The sequence below is a fragment of the Bacillus sp. FSL R9-9530 genome (assembly GCF_038008145.1).
Lineage (GTDB): Bacteria > Bacillota > Bacilli > Bacillales > Bacillaceae_G > Bacillus_A > Bacillus_A mycoides.
Window position 1 is genome coordinate 3,304,874 of sequence record NZ_JBBOYO010000001.1, and the last position, 18,596, is coordinate 3,323,469.

At 34.6% G+C, this 18,596-nt stretch carries 13 protein-coding genes; 6 read left to right on the forward strand and 7 right to left on the reverse strand.

The genetic code is table 11. From position 1 onward, the window contains the following. Positions 1-237 precede the first annotated feature (237 nt). Entirely contained in the window at positions 238-879 is a 642-nt protein-coding gene (locus tag MKX66_RS16660) for a response regulator (protein ID WP_199634200.1), read from the reverse strand. 1 nt (position 880) lies between these two features. Continuing rightward, positions 881-2,713 (reverse strand): GAF domain-containing sensor histidine kinase, encoded by a 1,833-nt coding sequence (locus MKX66_RS16665; RefSeq protein ID WP_341086762.1) that lies wholly within the window; start codon positions 2,711-2,713, stop codon positions 881-883. A 408-nt stretch (positions 2,714-3,121) separates the two neighbouring features. On the opposite strand from MKX66_RS16665, the gene gerKA reads away from it, so the two are divergent. The 3 genes from gerKA to gerKC are packed head-to-tail and all read left to right on the forward strand — an operon-like array spanning position 3,122 to position 6,816. After that, the gene (gene gerKA / locus MKX66_RS16670; RefSeq protein ID WP_044444478.1) at positions 3,122-4,624 is read left to right on the forward strand and encodes a spore germination protein GerKA; all 1,503 of its coding nucleotides are present in this window, start codon (positions 3,122-3,124) and stop codon (positions 4,622-4,624) included. Beyond that, entirely contained in the window at positions 4,605-5,711 is a 1,107-nt protein-coding gene (locus MKX66_RS16675; RefSeq protein ID WP_341086764.1) for a GerAB/ArcD/ProY family transporter, read from the forward strand. The genes gerKA and MKX66_RS16675 overlap by 20 nt, the downstream gene beginning before the upstream one ends. After that, complete coding sequence (gene gerKC, locus MKX66_RS16680; protein WP_088038445.1) at positions 5,692-6,816, forward strand: spore germination protein GerKC; 1,125 nt, start codon at positions 5,692-5,694, stop codon at positions 6,814-6,816. The genes MKX66_RS16675 and gerKC overlap by 20 nt, the downstream gene beginning before the upstream one ends. A 31-nt stretch (positions 6,817-6,847) precedes the next feature. Here the strand turns inward: gerKC and treC are convergent, their stop codons facing one another. The 3 genes from treC to treR all read right to left on the reverse strand — a co-directional run bounded on the left by treC (position 6,848) and on the right by treR (position 10,956). After that, complete coding sequence (treC, locus tag MKX66_RS16685; RefSeq protein WP_098635236.1) at positions 6,848-8,509, reverse strand: alpha,alpha-phosphotrehalase; 1,662 nt, start codon at positions 8,507-8,509, stop codon at positions 6,848-6,850. A 13-nt stretch (positions 8,510-8,522) separates the two neighbouring features. Beyond that, positions 8,523-9,950 carry a PTS system trehalose-specific EIIBC component gene (gene treP / locus MKX66_RS16690; protein ID WP_002010521.1) on the reverse strand — a complete coding sequence of 476 codons (1,428 nt, stop codon included), beginning with the start codon at positions 9,948-9,950 and terminating at the stop codon, positions 8,523-8,525. Between the two features lie 295 nt (positions 9,951-10,245). After that, positions 10,246-10,956 carry a trehalose operon repressor gene (gene treR, locus MKX66_RS16695; protein WP_002029746.1) on the reverse strand — a complete coding sequence of 237 codons (711 nt, stop codon included), beginning with the start codon at positions 10,954-10,956 and terminating at the stop codon, positions 10,246-10,248. Between the two features lie 438 nt (positions 10,957-11,394). Here treR and MKX66_RS16700 point away from each other — a divergent pair, with 438 nt between their 5' ends. Further along, complete coding sequence (locus MKX66_RS16700; RefSeq protein WP_002010500.1) at positions 11,395-12,792, forward strand: amino acid permease; 1,398 nt, start codon at positions 11,395-11,397, stop codon at positions 12,790-12,792. Positions 12,793-12,823: 31 nt separating this feature from the next. Here the strand turns inward: MKX66_RS16700 and MKX66_RS16705 are convergent, their stop codons facing one another. Further along, complete coding sequence (locus MKX66_RS16705) at positions 12,824-14,527, reverse strand: putative bifunctional diguanylate cyclase/phosphodiesterase (protein WP_002010499.1); 1,704 nt, start codon at positions 14,525-14,527, stop codon at positions 12,824-12,826. A gap of 825 nt (positions 14,528-15,352) precedes the next feature. Beyond that, on the reverse strand, positions 15,353-15,664 hold the full coding sequence (locus MKX66_RS16710; RefSeq protein ID WP_033733777.1) for a hypothetical protein: 312 nt from the start codon (positions 15,662-15,664) through the stop codon (positions 15,353-15,355). Between the two features lie 380 nt (positions 15,665-16,044). Here MKX66_RS16710 and MKX66_RS16715 point away from each other — a divergent pair, with 380 nt between their 5' ends. Next, entirely contained in the window at positions 16,045-17,574 is a 1,530-nt protein-coding gene (locus MKX66_RS16715) for a cardiolipin synthase (protein ID WP_002010479.1), read from the forward strand. 127 nt (positions 17,575-17,701) lie between these two features. Continuing rightward, positions 17,702-18,595, forward strand: coding sequence for an ATP-binding protein (locus MKX66_RS16720; protein ID WP_000892986.1), 894 nt, complete (start codon positions 17,702-17,704; stop codon positions 18,593-18,595). The last annotated feature ends 1 nt before the right edge of the window (position 18,596 follow it).

Sequence of the window (18,596 nt, forward strand, 5' to 3'; positions counted from 1 at the left end):
TATAAAAGCCCCCATAAATTGTTTCCAACTACAATGATTTACAACATGAATTATTAGTAGCGTTAAGCAATAATTCTATTTTTATTATTTCACATTTTGATTTTTCTGAATATTGAACAAAAGGAGTAATTTTTTTCTAATGATTCTATGCCCAAATAGTACAAAAGAACTACCTTGCCCTTTATTCTTTGTAATATAGAATAAAGAAACACGATAGTTCTTTTAAACATCTCTTATTTAATCCAACGGAACCAATTGATTTCGAACAGCATAAATCACCGCTTGCGATCGACTTTTTACATTTAGTTTTTTAAAAATTTTATTGATGTGAATTTTAACTGTTTTATCACTAATATATAGAGCTTCAGCAATTTCTTTATTACTAAGTCCTTTTACTAATTCAAAGAGAATTTCCTTTTCACGTTCCGTCAGTTCATTTTCATTTGATTCTAATTTCATTTTTTGCTGATGATATGTAATTAATTTTTTAGTCATACGCGGATGAATAACTGAATCGCCTCGATATAACATTCGAATTGCTGCTATTACCTGCTCCGATGATGAATCCTTCAATAAATAACCATCAGCACCAGCTTGGAGTGCATCCATTAAGTACTCATCATGCTCATACATTGTAAACACAAGTACTCGGCAATTTGGATAATTTTTTTTTACTAACTCTGTGGCTTCAATCCCATTTTTCCCTGGAAGATTAATATCCATCAAAATACAATCTGGTCTGCATTCTTCTACTTTTCCCAATACTCCGTCCCCAGAGCTAGCTTCTCCAACCACTTTCATATCAGATTCATCCTCTAGTATGTTCCGAATTGCGTCTCGTAAAAAAGCATGATCATCCACTACTAATATTTTAATCATTTTACGCACCCCTTGTTTGTGAATCTGGAATTAATAGTGTAATTTCTGTCCCTTTCCCTACAGAACTATCAATCTGTAAAGTAGCCCCTAATTGTTCAGCTTGTTCATTCATATGTAATATACCATAATGTGGCTCATTCTTCGTTTTAACCATAGACTCAAATAGTGAAAAGCCAACTCCATTATCCTTAACCCTTAAAAGCACGTGCTCACTTTGATAGCTAAGTAAAACATCAGTATTTTCTGCTTGTGCATGTTTTACAATGTTTTGCAAACTCTCTTGTAATGTATCAAAAATAACTCTTTCTTTTGAAAAGCTAAGCGCACGTGCATGACCTCTTTCATGATATGTAATATCTAGTTCATATTCTTGTTTTAAAGATTTTATTTTACTTGCTATCGCCTGCTTAAGCCCTAATTGTTGTGTCGGATATGGTTTTAAAGCATAAATAGAATAACGAACTTCTCCTAGGTTTCCTCTTAAATCTTTTATACTTTTCTCTACTATTTGCTGCATATCTATTGGTTTATCACGGTATTTTTTTTGCGCGGATTCTAGTTGGTATATCACCCCGGCCAATGTTTGTGCAATACCATCGTGAATTTCGCGTGCGATTCTATTTCTTTCTTCTAAAATCATTCTTTTTTCCTGTTCAGAAATCAATATCCTTGTTTTAACTACGTTAGCTAATTGGTTTGAAAACGTAGCTAACGACTGTACATCTTCCGGAAAAAAACCCGCAGTTCTACTTTTCCCTGCAACAAACATTCCGACTAGTTCATCATTTACAATAAGAGGAAAATATACAAGCGAGCGTATGATGCTATCAAATATTTCATCTCCAGGAGCCGTACCATTTTTCCAATCATTAAACACAAGATTTTTAGAGATTCCCTCAAACGCCTCTGATATTTCTGAATGATCAGAAATATCAAGACGAACTTTCCCATCTTTTAATAGAAGATTCCAGTTCCCATCATCTTTTGTCCATATTACATATGCTTGTATGCCAAAAAAGCCTTTAAGTGCTTGTTTAATATGTTTCAAGTTTCCTCCGGTTAGTCCACGACTAATTTCTGTCGTAATAAGAAACAGCTCATATAATCGTTCCTTCTCCATCCTTATCCGTACAGAAAAAGAACTAATAACTGAAATTGCTACAAGTGGAAAAAAGAAAAACAGTACTGTAATCTCGTTTATTTCCACACTATATGTACTAATTAATACATGCATCAGGGCCGCATAAGAGAAACCAAAAGTTTCGCAAAGAAATACCGTTACAGTTTTTTTATACCACTGATAGATTGAATATGGCTGCGGAAGAATTATCATTAACAAATCGTAAAAGCGGTTGTTGAAGAAACCAAAAAACACGCAAAATAACAACAAAGATATTAAATTTTCATATAGAACTGACATATCTATCTTGTTAATTAATAAAGACATACATTTATTTGAAAACCATTCGGCCAAGATCAAACTAAGCGCATGCTGAGTACTATTAAATAACATTCTTTGTATCGGTGAACGACGATGCAGGTGAATAATTAGCGTTACGAGTACAATAGCAATAATAGTTATATGGATTCCAAACTGCCAACTCATAGCGTAAATTATCGGAAAGGTAAGCGAGCTAGTTCCTCTCCAAAATCGTACAGGAAAATACTCTGCAATCCCCATAAATATTAATAACAATATTAGTATTGTTGGATGAGAAGGGATTTTAATTTCAAGTAAAGATATAGTTATAGTAATCAAACCAAGAAAAGAAATAAAATAAAGATAAAAACTAGCAATCTTTTCTCTCATAAAGATAGAATTTACTTCTTTCAAAACAACCCCTTCTTTCTTTATTAAACTTCATTTTCTCTATTATCCAATAAAAAACCGGCACTGGCAAAATGGAAGAACCTCCACTAGCCAATCACCGGCTGTGTACTACACCTAAAAAGGCAAGACACAATACTTGTAGTATAAATCGCTTTTCTTAAATTTCCTATTCATCGAATGATGTAATTATGCATACAGCTAGGCTTACCCTCCTATAGTACAAAAGATATATATTAATATCGCCAATCTAACTATACGCTTTCTTTCGATTCCCCTAATTTTCATTTTCTTTAAGTATAGAAGATAATGTAACAGAACTTTCAAGCTACTTTTTCAAATAATCCAAGCATAAATTCCTTATAAAAAACAAAAATTAACAGAAGGAATTTTATTCTAAAAGAGGTGGAATTTATGACACAACACGAAGAACAGCAAGAAAGCAAGAACCAAAAGCATATGTTTCCATCACTTCCGGAAAATATTAATTACATTGAAAATAAGCTCTGCCATTCTGATGATATAAAAAAATTAGATGTTCCTTTTCAAAATGGAAAAGGAACAATCTTATATATCGAATCTTTAGCAGACCCAAATTTAATTCATCAATTAGCTCTTGAACCATTATTAACTCGATCTGATTTGTCTTTAGAAAAAGCTTTTTCTACATTGAATATGAAAAAAGAAACAAATTTAAATTATGGTGTGCAACTTTTATTACAGGGTAAATCATTGTATTTCCATGAACATGTCGAAAGCTTTTGTACTTTTGAAACAGCTTTATCTTTAAAAAGGGATATAAAAGAGCCTGACAATGAAGGTGTTGTACGCGGACCACATTCTGGTTTTGTAGAAGATTTAGCTACTAATTTAGCCTCCGTACGGAAACTAATTAAGAGTCCAAATTTAGTCGTTAAATATTTTATCCTTGGTGAAGAGATGCACACGAAAGTAGCAATTGTTTATATGCAAAATATAGCTAATGATGATCTCGTCACAGAAGTAAAAAGAAGATTAGAAACGATTAAGACCGATGCACTAATGCCACCAGGATACATACAAGAATTTATAGAAGACACGTCTTTCTCACCATTTCCACAACAATTAAATACAGAGCGTCCAGATAGAACTGTTGCTAATTTAATGGAGGGACGAGTTGCTATTTTATCTGACGGAGATCCAACAGCGCTCATCGTACCTGTTACGTTATTCGCTTTCTATCAATCGCCAGATGATTATAATAACCGCTGGATTGTCGGTTCTTTCGTCCGAATGATTCGTTTAGTAAGTTTTTTAATTGCCTTTCTCTTACCAGCTTTATATATTGCAACTGTCGCTTTTCATCCTGATGTGCTGCCGCTCGAACTTGTGTATACAATTAAAGCTTCATTAGAGAAAGTGCCACTTCCTCCTATTTTTGAAGCTCTCTTAATGGAGTTAATTTTCGAATTATTACGGGAAGCTGGTATTCGTCTGCCGAGCCGCGTTGGACAAACAATCGGTATTGTAGGTGGTTTAGTAATTGGTGATGCAATTGTAAAAGCCGGACTCGTTTCTTACACAATGATTATCGTTGTAGCTTTAACTGCAATCTCATCTTTTCTCGTTCCATCAAACGATATGAGTTCAGCAGTTCGAATTCTTCGTTTTCCATTAATGATTCTTGCTGCTATATTCGGGTACGTAGGAATATCATTTGGTCTAATTATAACTTTCGTTCATTTATGCCAGCTACATTCATTTCATACACCATATCTTTCTCCTATTGCACCGATGCGAATAAAAGATATGAAAGATTCTTTTGTAAGACTTCCAATTTGGTCGTTTTGGGAACGACCTCATGATCCAAAGCCGAAAAAAATGCAACGACAACATGTAACGAGAGAGGATGAGAACGGTGACAAACACGCAAAGTAAAATTTCACTTGTTCAATTTACCTTTTTCGTTATTCAATGCCAAATCGGGGTTGGTATACTTTCTCTACCAAACCGTCTTCACCCAATAGCGAAAGGTGGTGGGTGGATTTCTGCTCTCATCGCTGGGCTTGCGATTCAACTTATTATTTTACTTATGTGGCTTTTCTTAAAACGATTTCCTGATGCTGATATGTATGAAAGTGTTTGTATGCTATTTGGTAATAAGTTTGGAAAACTACTAGGTTTTGCTTATGTTTTTTATTTTACCCTTATCGGTATGACGGTTATGTTAAATGCTTGTAATGTCATTAAAGTATGGGTCTTACAAGCCACCCCTTGGTCTGCAATTCTCATACTATTTACAATAGCTTGTTGCTACGTAGCCTATAATACATTTAAAGTGATTGTACGATTTTATGTCATGGCTTCTATTCTTATTATCCCAATGGCACTTTTAATTGCACTTGGGCTCACACGAGCTGATTTTTCTTATATTTTTCCACTTACAGAAGCCGGATGGTGGAATATAATTCAAGCATCCAAGGAAACAATTACAGCCATGTATGGTTTTGAAATTATTCTTATCGCTTTTCCAAAAGTAAATGGCAGTTCTGTGGCAAAACTGAAGGCCATTTCTATCGCTAATGGATTTGTAACGCTTTTTTATACTTTTACTGTTTGGATTTGCTTTATCGTATTCAGTCCAAAACAAGTTGAACTTATTCCAGAGCCAGTTGCTTACTTATTACGCTCCTTGCATATCGGGATTATAGACCGAACTGATTTACTATTCATACCAATATGGATGATAACAGTTGTCGCTTCTATTGCTAGTTATTACTGTGCTGCCTCAATAGGAATTGGACATATATTCAACCTTGCTAATCATAAAAAGGCCGTTCCAATCGTTGGTATTATTGCTTTTAGTGTAGCCTTATTTATAGATACACCTGAAGAATTAAAAGTAATTTCAACTTTCACTGATAAGTTCACCTATATTTTCATCGTTGTTCTCCCTCTTTTATTTCTACTTTATTCAGTAATAAGAAATAAGAAAGGAGAACAGTATGTTCAAAAAAAGAGTTAAACTACTTTTTATATTATGTGCTAGTTCATTCCTTTCTGGCTGTTGGGATCAAGAACCATTAAGAGAAGCCAGATTAGCTTATAGCATTGGATCTGATATTACGGAAGAGAATAAACTCCAGCAAACAGTCGAGCTCGTAAAAAGTTCAAGCGGAGAGCAATCTTCATTCGAGAATGAAATACATTCATCAACCGGGCATAACATAAGGGATACAAGCGATGCCCTAAAAAAAAATGTGACTGGGAATATTCGCTATTTCAAATATGGTGTTCAATTACTAGGAACCAAAATTCTAAAAAAAGGTATACTACCCTATTTAGATGTTAGCTTTCGGGATCCAACAAACCCAACTGCTTTAGTAAAACTTATTGCAGTAGATGGTGAAACATCCGAGATACTCGAAAAAAAGAAAGTAGGAAATTTACTAATTGGAGATTTTCTAAAGAAAAAAGTGAAAAGCTTAGAAGATATGAGTGTATTTCCAAAAGAAACTTTAGAAACAGCCGCTACAAAAATGTTAGATCCCGGTAAAGACTTTACTCTCCCTTCTATAAAAATAAAAGGAAAAGAAGTAATTACAAACGGGTTAGCTTTATTTAACAACGATAAATTAACTGGGCATTTACCTTTGAAACAATCTGTTCTATTCGTGTTATTAACCGGAAAAATGGGAACAAGTGCCCGTATAACCCAAAAACTTACTAGCGATGAATCAGAGAAGACATCTGATTATTTAACAATGGAAGTGAGCAATCGGAAACTAAAAAGAGACTTGAATATAACGACTGACAAAAAAGGAAATGTTTACGCTCATCTAAAACTAAAGCTACAAGTAATCGCTCTTGAAGCACCGAGAGATAATCTTTATAAAATGGGAGAAAGAAAAAAACTAAACAAAGAATTATCTAAGCAGCTCACAAAAGAAGCAAAACAAATAACGAAAAAGCTACAAAAAGCAAATTGTGACGCTTTCGGTATAGGTAGAAATCTTATCGCTTATCATCCAGAGTTATGGAAGAAAAAGAATTGGAATAAAGATTATGCAAAGGTAAAATTTAAACCGGAAGTAGAAGTAAAGATTTTATATAGTGGCGTCTTAAAATAAAAAGGTTGGACGCCCGCCGGCATCCAACCTTTTATTTCATATAACGATATACAATTGACTCATACGGTCTTAAGTTAAGATTGGTAATATCTTTACTTGAATCTTTGTAATTTGATAATAATACTTCTTGTTTCATACCATCCAATTGAACATGAACTGGTACAGAATACGTTATTTCTTCTCCGTAGAAGTTATTTATAACAAGTAATACTTCATTATTTACAGTACGTGTATACGCCCAAATGCTAGGATGATTTCCATCTAAAATAGCATATTTCCCTTCTGTAAGGACATCGTATTTTTTTCTAAATTCAATTAGCTTTTTATAATGATAAAATACAGATTCTCTATCTTCTAATGCCTTCTCTACGTTTATTTCTTTAAAGTTTTCAGCCACAGAAATCCAAGGTGTACTCGTTGTAAAACCACTATTCACCTCTTCATTCCACTGCATCGGAGTACGGGAATTGTCACGAGATTTTTGTTTTAAAATCCCGATAATCTCTTTTTTTGATAATCCTTCTTCTAGCTTTATATCATATATATTTAATGATTCTACATCACGATATTGCTCGATGGACTCGAATTTAGGATTCGTCATACCGATTTCTTCACCTTGGTAAATGTAAGGTGTTCCTTGCAACATATGCATAGCTGTCGCTAACATTTTCGCAGATTCATTTCGGTACTTCTCATCATCACCAAACCGTGAAACGATACGAGGCTGGTCATGATTACACCAAAATAACGCATTCCATCCTCCGCCCTTTTGCATTTCAATTTGCCAATTAGACATAATTTCTTTTAATTTAATGAAATCAAAATCAGCTTTCGTCCACTTATCACCATTCGGATAATCTACTTTTAAATGATGGAAACTAAACGTCATGCTTAGTTCATTGCGCTCAGGATTCGAATATTTAATACAATTATCAATTGTCGTAGATGACATTTCTCCAACTGTAATTACATCTTTCCCTTCAAAAACATTTTGGCTCATCTCTTGTAAATATTCATGGACGCGTGGACCATCTGTGTAATATTTACGCCCATCACTTGTAGCAGTGGTGCCTTCATCACTTAAAAATCTTTGATCTTTTGAAATTAAGTTAATAACATCAAGGCGGAATCCTTTTACACCTTTCTCCAACCAAAAGCGCATCATATCGTACACTTCTTCACGAAGCTTTTCATTTTCCCAGTTTAAATCAGCTTGCGTCTCATCAAATAGATGTAAAAAATATTGCTCTGTTTTCTCATCATATTTCCAAGCAGATCCTCCAAATTTAGACTGCCAATTATTCTTTTCATCACGCCAAATATAATAATTTCGATACGGACTATTCTTATCTTCTTTTGCTTCTTTAAACCACTTATGCTCCGTTGAACTATGATTTACAACGATATCAAGCATGATTTCAATGTCACGTACTTTCGCTTCTTTTAAAAGCTCTTCAAACTCTTCCATCGTCCCGTAAGATGGATCAATGCTGTAATAATCACTTACATCGTATCCATTGTCATTTTGTGGTGATCGGTATATCGGTGTTAACCAAATATAATCCACTCCAAGTTCCTTTAAATAATCTAATTTCTCTGTAACTCCCTTTATATCACCGGTTTCTTTATTATAGTAACTATTAAAGCTCTTCGGATAAATTTGATAGACTACACTTTTATGCCAATCTTTCATGCTTAATTTCCTCCTACTTCTGTTTTACTCGTTTCGCAAATAACCATGTTAATGTAAATGGAATTACTACTGCGATTATCATCCCTACAATAAACATCGGAATCGATTTCGGAATGATAGAAATAAATGCTGGCAATCCGCCAATTCCGATTGCTGGTGCTAATACACCATTTAATGTAATAAATATCGCTGCTATAGCAGACCCAATAATCGCTGCATAGAACGGGAATTTATTTCTTAAATTCACACCGAACATCGCTGGCTCTGTAATACCGAAGTACGCTGAGATTGCTGATGTTGATGCCATACTTTTATCATTTTGATTTTTAGAAATCCAGAACATCGCTAGTGCCGCACTACCTTGTGCAATGTTAGAAAGAGCAATCATCGGCCAAATAAATGTACCGCCGTGCTGTGCAATTAGCTGTAAATCAATTGCAATAAACATATGATGCATTCCTGTAATTACGAGCGGTGCATATAATGCTCCAAATAATACTGCTCCAAGTACTGGTACCGTTTCATATACGCCAACTAATCCAGCCGTTAATAAATCGCCAATATGACGTGTAACTGGACCGATAATTCCTAACGCTAACACACCCGTTACAACGATTGTTGTAATTGGTACAACTAATAATTGAATTGCGTTTGGCACATGTTTCTTTAAGAAGATTTCAACTTTACTTAATACGAATGCTGCTACTAAAATGGGTAAAATTTGGCCTTGATATCCTACCTTTTCAATTTGGAATAGCCCTAAAATATCGAAGTACTCAATCTTTTGTCCCTCTAAACCAGTCGCTGCTTTTCCATAATCCCACGCGTTTAATAAGGCCGGATGCACAAGCATTAATCCCATAACAATCCCTAGTATTGGACTACCACCAAAGCGCTTCGTTGCTGACCAACCAACAAGTGCCGGTAAGAATACGAATGCTGTATTGGCCATCATATTAATTAAATCCCAAAGCCCACCTAAGTTCGGGTATACTTCTAATAAATTTTTCCCATCAAAAAATAAGTCCTTTGCCCCTAACAGGTTATTAATCCCCATTAGTAAACCTGCCGTAATAATTGCTGGCAAAATCGGCATAAATACATCTGAAAATACTTTTACAAACTTTTGAACTGGATTTAATTTTTTATCCCCTGAACCTTTTACGTCAGCTACTGTCGATTCTTCCATACCTGCAAGCGTTATCAATTCAGCGTATACTCGATCGACATCACCTGGACCAATTACAATTTGAAATACCCCAGCGTTATGAAACGCTCCCTTTACTAATGAAACAGACTGTAATTTATCATTATCTATTTTATTTTCATCTTTTAAAGCGATACGTAGCCTCGTTACACAGTGCGCAGCTTGTTCAATATTGTCTTTCCCACCAATATACTGCAACACTTCTTTTGCTGTTTTACGATAGTCTTTCCCCATATTCCCGTCCCTCTTTTCTTTTTTTGATACCGTTTACACTTACATATTAACTCGTATATATAAGTTAGTCAACACTCGTATATATAAGTTGGTGATTTTTTTATAAAGTGAAACTTTAATCAGTGGGGGTTTTGTTCATCCCCCACTGATTATTAGCCTTCACCAATCGGGCATTTACAGGCAGTTGATCTCCCACCTAACTTCTTTGCTCCAGCTGAATTTTGAGGTGGGAGTTTTACTGCCCACAAATAGCGGGATAAATAAAGAGATGGAACGATTATTTCGCTCCATCTCTTTATTTTCTTCGCGCCACATCCGAAAAGTGAAAAATATCTAAACGGTGACGTGATTCCGTATATTCGAACTGACTCCCATCGTATAAATGAGTAAAGTTTTTTACAACGACAACATAGTCTGTTCCATTTAAATCCAAATACTTTCGGTCATCCTCTGTACATGGTTGCACTTCAATTACCCGCTGTGAATAGCTAATATGTAGCCCTAATTCTTTCTCAATGTATTTATAAATCGATGCAGTTGCAATTTCTCTCGTTAATCCTGGAATATATTCCGATACAAAATGGTTTATATCTAAAATTACTTTTTCTCCATCAATATTTCGTACACGTTTAATATGATTTATTTCCGTTTTTTCTTTCACGTTTAATAGCTTTGCTATATCTTGTGTCGCTTTCATTTTCTCTATTTCCACGACTTCTGTAATACAATGACGTCCTAAACGTTCATTTTCTTCTTGAAAACTTACAATACCACCAAAGTTAAATTCAATGTTTTTGCGCTTTAATACAAAAACACCTTTTCCGTGTATTTTTTGAACATATCCACGCTCTTGCAATAAATCTACAGCTTTTCTTACAGTACCCCTACTTGCCTCATACTGCTTCATTAATTCCGTTTCTGATGGGATTTTACATCCTTCTTTTAATTGTTTATTATCAATAGACTTGCTGATTTCTGTATAAATTTGTTCATACTTACTCATCATCTACAATAGCCCCTTGTCACCTTCTAGTTCTATATATATTATACCACGCTATACTCTTCTGCCAATCTCTCACTTATTTTCCAGTACAAGAAAACTATAGGTAAATATTTAGTCTCTAAAACGTATTTTTATAAATTTTTCTTTTCATTCAAAAAAACATGTAGTATACTAACTTCAAAATCAGAGGAGAAAGGGAGCAAGGAACTATGCTTACTTATACAACTGTAGTTACATTTGCACAAAAACATCATCATCATACTTAACCCTTGAAACCTAGCGGAAAAATTACGCGTAGGTACAAGGGTTATTCCCGTTGTACCTACGCTTTGGCAAAGAGCCATGTAGGTATTTTTTATCTACATGGCTCTTTTTTTATTGCCAAAAATGCTAGTAAAAAATGATGTTTAAGCAAAACTTACTACAAAGGAGTTAACAAAAATGGAAACGAAAAAATGGGGATTATGGATTTTAACAGCTTTTGTTATCGGGAATATGGTTGGCGGTGGCGTATTTATGCTCCCAGCAAATTTAGCACACGTATCAGGTCCAATGGGATCTACACTGGCATGGAGTATTACAGGACTTGGTGTATTTATGATTGCACTCGTATTTGGAAATTTAGCAATTCGTAAACCAGAATTAAAAGCAGGACCACAAAGTTACGCCCAAGCAATGTTTACTTCTCAAAAGACAGGTAAAGTTGCAGGATATAGTATGGCTTGGGGATACTGGGCTGCTAACTGGGCTGCTACAGCATCTGTAATTATTTCCTTTGCAGGATATTTATCAACATTCTTCCCAGTTTTACAAAGTAAGCAAATTCTCTTTTCAACAAACGGATTTTCATTAGAACTTGGAAAAGCTTTAACCTTCATAGTATGTAGTATGATGCTATGGGGAATTCAATATATTCTTTCTCAAAATATTGATAGAGCCGGAAATATGAACCTTCTGGCAACAATCGCTAAAATCATTGGATTTACAATGTTTATTGTAATCACATTATTCATTTTCAATGCCTCTAATTTCGGGGACGGTCAAACATTTATGAATGAAGCTGGACAACCTATTTCGTTGGGTGGACAAATAAATTCCGCTGCTATTGCAACACTTTGGGCGTTTATCGGTATTGAGTCAGCAGTTATGCTCTCTAACCGTGCAAAATCTCAGCACGATGTTAAGAAAGCTACGATTTTCGGATTAATCATCGCTCTTCTTATTTACATGGCAATTACTCTACTAACAATGGGCGCTCTTCCACAAGACGCTTTAAAAGAGTCTCAAAAACCATTAGTAGATGCATTAAATTTAGCAATTGGTACTAAAGGTGCTTATATAATGGCCTTACTTGCACTCGTATCTTTATTCGGCTCTACTGTAGGATGGATCGTTGTTAGCTCAGAAGTACCTTACCAGGCTGCTAAAAATGGCCTTTTCCCTAAGTTTTTCAGTAAAACAAATAAAAAAGGTAGTCCTTCAAAATCATTATTTATTACAAATGTGATGACGCAAATTTTCTTATTCTCAACGATTTCTGGTACTGTTTCAGAAGCATATAATTTCGCTATTGTTGTAGCGACATTAGCATATTTAATCCCGTACCTTGTTTCTACCTTGTATCAGTTAAAATTAGTTATTACGGGGGAAACGTATGATATAATGCCGGGATCTCGAATAAAAGACGGAATCATTACTGCATTAGCATTTTTATATTCTATATGGGTTATTAAAACGGGAACTGCTGATTTAAAAACATTCTTCTTAGGCATTGGTTTGTTTGTATTAGGTCTTATTCTTTATCCAGTTTTAATGAAAGATTCACAAAAAAAACAATAAAAAAGAGAAGCTTTTCGCTTCTCTTTTTTTATTAAAAATCAGTTAATAACTTTTCTTTTAGTTCCCCTATATCTAACGGTTTCGCATAATAAAAACCTTGTACAAAGTCGCAACTCATTGATTTTAATAAACTTTCTTGTTCTACCGTTTCTACCCCTTCAGCAACCACTAATAAATTTAAACTATGGGCGATTTCAATAACCGATTTTACAATCGTTCGCTCTGGTTGTGCATGATCATAATGAAACTCACGAATAAAATTACGATCAATTTTCACAATATCAAGTGGTAGTTGTTTTAAATAATATAATGAGGAATACCCTGTTCCGAAATCGTCTAAAGCGATTAAAATTCCCATACTTCTTAATTCTTGTAATGTAGCAATAATATAATCAAAATGACGTACAGCTATACTTTCTGTTATTTCTAATATTAAACGATTTGGCGGAAACCCTGTTCGCTTCAATATACTACGAACAGATAAAATAAATCGCTTTTGCATCAATTGTTGTATTGATAAATTAACAGATAACTTCAGTCCCTCTTGATAATCTGGTAAAGTTTTAAACAGTCGACATGACTTTTCTAGTACCCAGTCTCCTAGTTTTATAATAAGTCCACACTCTTCAGCTACAGGGATAAATTCACTTGGTGAAATAGGACCTTCTTCTGTCTTACATCGTACTAAAGCCTCAATACCAGTACATTTCTTTGTTTTCAAATCAATAATGGGTTGTAATGCCACTTTTAATTCTTCGTCACGAATCGCTTTTTGCAAAGCAAATTCTATTTTCATTCTACGGTTTATTTTCGCACGTAATTCATCTGTAAAGAAGCACGCCGCATTTCTTCCTTGCTCTTTCGCACTATACATGGCTAAATCCGAATTTTTTAATAACGTTTCAACGTCTTTTCCATCTTGCGGATAGGAACAAAGTCCTAGACTAGCTGAAATATATACTTCATGACCTTCAAGCATAAATGGCGCTTGAAAGCATGATAACACGGATGTCGCTAACTGCCTCATCTCATCATGTGTATGAGTTTTTGTTAACAGCACAAATTCGTCGCCACCAAGCCTAGCCAGAACATCTTTCTCTCCTAGCACATAATGCAACCGTGAAGCAACTTCGCTTAAAAGTAAATCTCCTATCATATGACCTAACGTATCATTCACTAATTTAAAACGATCTAAATCAAAGTAAATCATGCCAAACTCTATTTTCTCTGCAATCATCTTATTTACAGTCGTAATTAACTGTAAACGGTTCGGTAAACTTGTTAACGCATCATGATAAGCAAGTTCCCTATAACGACTTTCGCTTAATCGTAATCTTTGTTCTGCTTCTTTCCTACTACTTATATCATTTCGAATTGCAATAAATTGATAAGGTTCTCCCTTTTCATTTAAAAATGGAACAATTGTTGTTTTAACCCAATAATACGTACCATCTTTTGCTTGATTTCGAATTTCCCCTGTCCAGACTTTTCCACTCAAAATACGCTTCCATAGGATTTGAAAAAATGCTTTCGGATGATATCCGGAATTTAAAATACGGTGATCTTTTCCTATTAACTCTTCTCTTTTATATTTTGAGATTTTACAAAATTTATCATTCACATATGTAATAAGACCATTTCGGTCTGTAATAGCAACAATTGAAGACTCATCTAATGCTAATTTTAAATCTTGCAATGAAGAGTCATATAATGCATGACCTCTTTGTTCTAGCATGCGCACCTCTCCTTGCTTCCTATCTGACTAAAACACAACTCGTTTCTCTTCATAGAAATAGAGATATTTCATTTTCTAACAATACGCTTTTACATAAAATGAAACTTTAATCAGTGGGGGGGGATTGTCCATCCCCCACTGATTATTAGCCTTCACCAATCGGGCTTTTATCTCCCACCTAACTTCCTCACATTCACCGAATTTTGAGGTGGGAGTCTTACTGCCCGTTAATGCGGGATAAATCACAATTTTTTTCTAAATAGGCCGATTAAAATAACATAATATTATTTATAAAAAAAAGCAATATGGTGCTGTTTTAATTATAGTAGAAGCTTCTCATCTCTCTACTTATCTAAGCTTATTATACAGTATTCTCTTACATTCTTTGAATTTGTAAAGTGACAATTTCATCACTATTAGCCTCTGCTCCCTACTAATACGACCTCACACCTAACCTCTTTTATTTCATTAAATGTTAAGATGTAAATCTAACTGCCGATACATAATGAAATAGAGATTAATATACAAAATGCAACGATTCACGAATAATAATATAAAGTGAAACTTTAATCAGTGGGGGGTTTGTTCATCCCAACTGATCACCAATCGGGCTTTTACGGGTAGCAGGGCTTCCACCTAACTTCTTTGTTCCAGCTGAATTTTGAGGTGGGGGTTTTACTGCCCACAAATAGCGGGATAAAGCCAAAATTTGCATTTAACATATTGAATTATAATAACAAAATATTAACATATTTTCACCTTGTTTTTGGAAATATTTTATAAATAAATTATTAAACTAAAAAAGAGGATATCCTCTTTTTTAGTTTAATACTGATATGGTATTTGCTGATAACCCGGGTATGGCATTGGATATGGTGCTGGGTATGTTACTGGGTACGGTGCTGGATAGTAGCCTCCACCTGCCGCACCCGTTAATGCGCCAGCTGTAAGCCCACCTAACATGCCTCCAGCAAAACTTCCTGGGAAAAATCCTCCGCCCCACGAGCCGCCACCCCAGCCCCATCCACCACCGTGATGATGATGATGATCATAATGATTGTGTCCTCCATGGTGATTATGCCCTCCCCCACCATGATGATTACGATAATATCCTCCGTGATTTAGCATATAGTTCATTTTTCTTCCTCTCCTTTTCAATTTCCCTACTTTAATATGTGTTGTATGAATAGTAAGGATACTGTTAATAATCCGTATAGTATGGATAGCAATATCCGCCATAACCAAACGCAGGACTAAGTAAAGCCCCTTCTAGGAAAGAATCCTCCTCCTAAAAATGGAGAATGTACAAATCCACCAAATGGAAGATCGTACATTTTATTCATCCCCTTTTCTATATAAAAATGTAATAATATACTGTATGTAGGACAAATGCGGAAAGCATGGGGAAAATGTCTATATTTTGTAAAAAAAACAAAACACTTTATAATAAGAATGTCAGATTACACCTTTTATATAAGAAGTCTATATTTAAGAAAGATTTGAGGAATTTTATAGAAATGAAGAAACCTATCGTTCAATTATTATTAATATTTACAATCGTATCTATCGTTCTTTTTCTATTAAATACATCGGTTATTTCGTTATATACGTTTGTTGGTGCTCTATGGTCCATCACAATCGTAGGAATTTCATTCGTTATTTTTATCGAAAATAGATCACCCCAAAGTACCTTAGCGTGGTTTTTAGTATTAGCACTTCTTCCTGTTGTAGGTGTACTTTTATACTCTATTTTCGGGCGTAGCCGTTGGAGAAGAAAAAAACATCTTCATCGTTCAGAAGAACAAAGAAAGTTATTCCGCGAAATATTAGAAGGAAGACGACTAGAATTATCACTCACAGTCCCATTACATGAACGTTCTATACATTTAACAGAAGTCGTACAAAAATTCGGAGGCGGGCCTGCCGCAGATAGAACGACAACAAAACTTTTAACAAACGGTGATCAAACCTTTTCAGAAATTTTGAACGCAATCGAGAATGCAAAACATCACATACATATTCAATACTATATTTATAAATCTGATGAGATTGGTACAAAAGTACGAGATGCTTTAATACAAAAAGCAAAAGATGGTGTTATTGTACGCTTCCTTTATGATGGACTCGGAAGTAATACGTTAAGACGACGATTTTTACAACCTATGAAAAAAGCTGGAATTGAAATTGTCGAATTTGACCCTATTTTTTCAGCTTGGTTACTCGAGACCGTTAATTATCGTAATCACCGTAAAATCGTCATTGTAGATGGAGAAATTGGTTTTACCGGAGGGCTCAACGTCGGTGATGAATATCTTGGTCGCTCAAAAAAATTCCCTGTTTGGCGTGATAGTCATTTAAAAATAGAAGGAAAAGCATTGTATAAATTACAAGCCATCTTTCTAGAAGATTGGCTTTATGCGTCTAGTGGATTGAATACTTATTCTTGGGATCAATTTATGAATAGACACTACTTCCCAGGAAAAGAAATTCCGGATGCAGAAGGTGCGGTGCAAATTGTAGCAAGTGGACCAAGCTCAGATGATAAAAGTATTCGTAATACATTACTAGCTGTTATGGGCTCAGCCAAAAAATCTATTTGGATCGCTACACCATACTTTATTCCGGATCAAGAAACTTTAACATTATTACGCTTAAGTGCAATATCTGGCATAGATGTACGCATTTTATATCCTGGTAAGAGTGATAGTATTATTAGCGATCAAGCATCTCAATCCTATTTCACTCCACTTTTAAAAGCTGGTGCTTCTATTTACAGTTATAAAGATGGATTTATGCACGCAAAGATTGTACTCGTTGACGATAAAATTGCAACAATCGGAACAGCAAATATGGATGTACGTAGCTTTGAATTGAATTATGAAATTATTAGCGTACTATATGAATCAGAAACCGTTCATGATATTAAACGCGATTTTGAAGAAGACTTTAAACACTCCACTGAAATTAAATGGAACTCGTTCCAAAAAAGAAGTATCAAAAAACGAATATTAGAGTCCTTTATGCGACTCATTTCTCCTTTACTATAAGCAATCAATGTGATATTGATTGCTTTTTCTTTTATATTTCCCCCTTCTCCTTTTCTTTGCATACCATATTAAAACAAGTTATCATAAGATGTATTACTTTATGAAAATAATGTTAGGTGGGAAATACATGTTAGAACAATTTCATATACATTCTGATTTAAAACAGCAGCTTTCTACAATTCATGAAAAGAATAAACAAGAAGCTGGTGAAAATGCACATTTAATTGGCAAGAAAATATATAAAGCATCTGATAACAGCATTATTGAAGATGCCATTACAGCACTTTTACTTGGTAAAAACATTCTATTAAAAGGACCAACTGGTAGTGGTAAAACAGTACTAGCGGAAACTCTTTCTTCTTTATTCCAAAAACCAATGCATAGCATTAACTGTTCTGTCGACTTAGATGTAGAAGGTATTTTAGGATACAACACATTACAAACGAAAGACGGCGCATCTGAAGTTACGTTCGTTAACGGTCCTCTTATGAAGGCAATGAAAAACGGTCATTTCCTTTATATCGATGAAATCAATATGGCAAAACCTGAAACGTTACCACTTCTTCATGGTGCGTTAGATTACCGTAAAATGATTACAAACCCATTTACACAAGAAGTTGTATACGGTGATGACGAATATCGCGTAATTGCTGCGATTAACGAAGGTTATGTTGGTACAAGTGAACTAAACGAAGCGTTAAAAAACCGTTTCGTTATTATTGAAGTTCCTTACATTCAAGGTGATACATTAAAAGAACTATTACTATCTGAATCAAAATTAAATGATGTTGCAACAATTGAAAAGTTCGTTGCATTCGCAAGCGATCTTATGCCTTTAGCTCGTGATGGGCGCGTAAGTGAAGAAGCAGCTAGTATTCGTGGCATTATCGATGCATGTGATTTAGGTGTATATATTCCTGTTATGCGTGCAATTGAACGTAGTATTATCGCAAAATTAAACGATGAAACAGAACAAATGACTGTCCGTGAATTAGCAGAAAGTTATTTCTTTGAGGGATAAT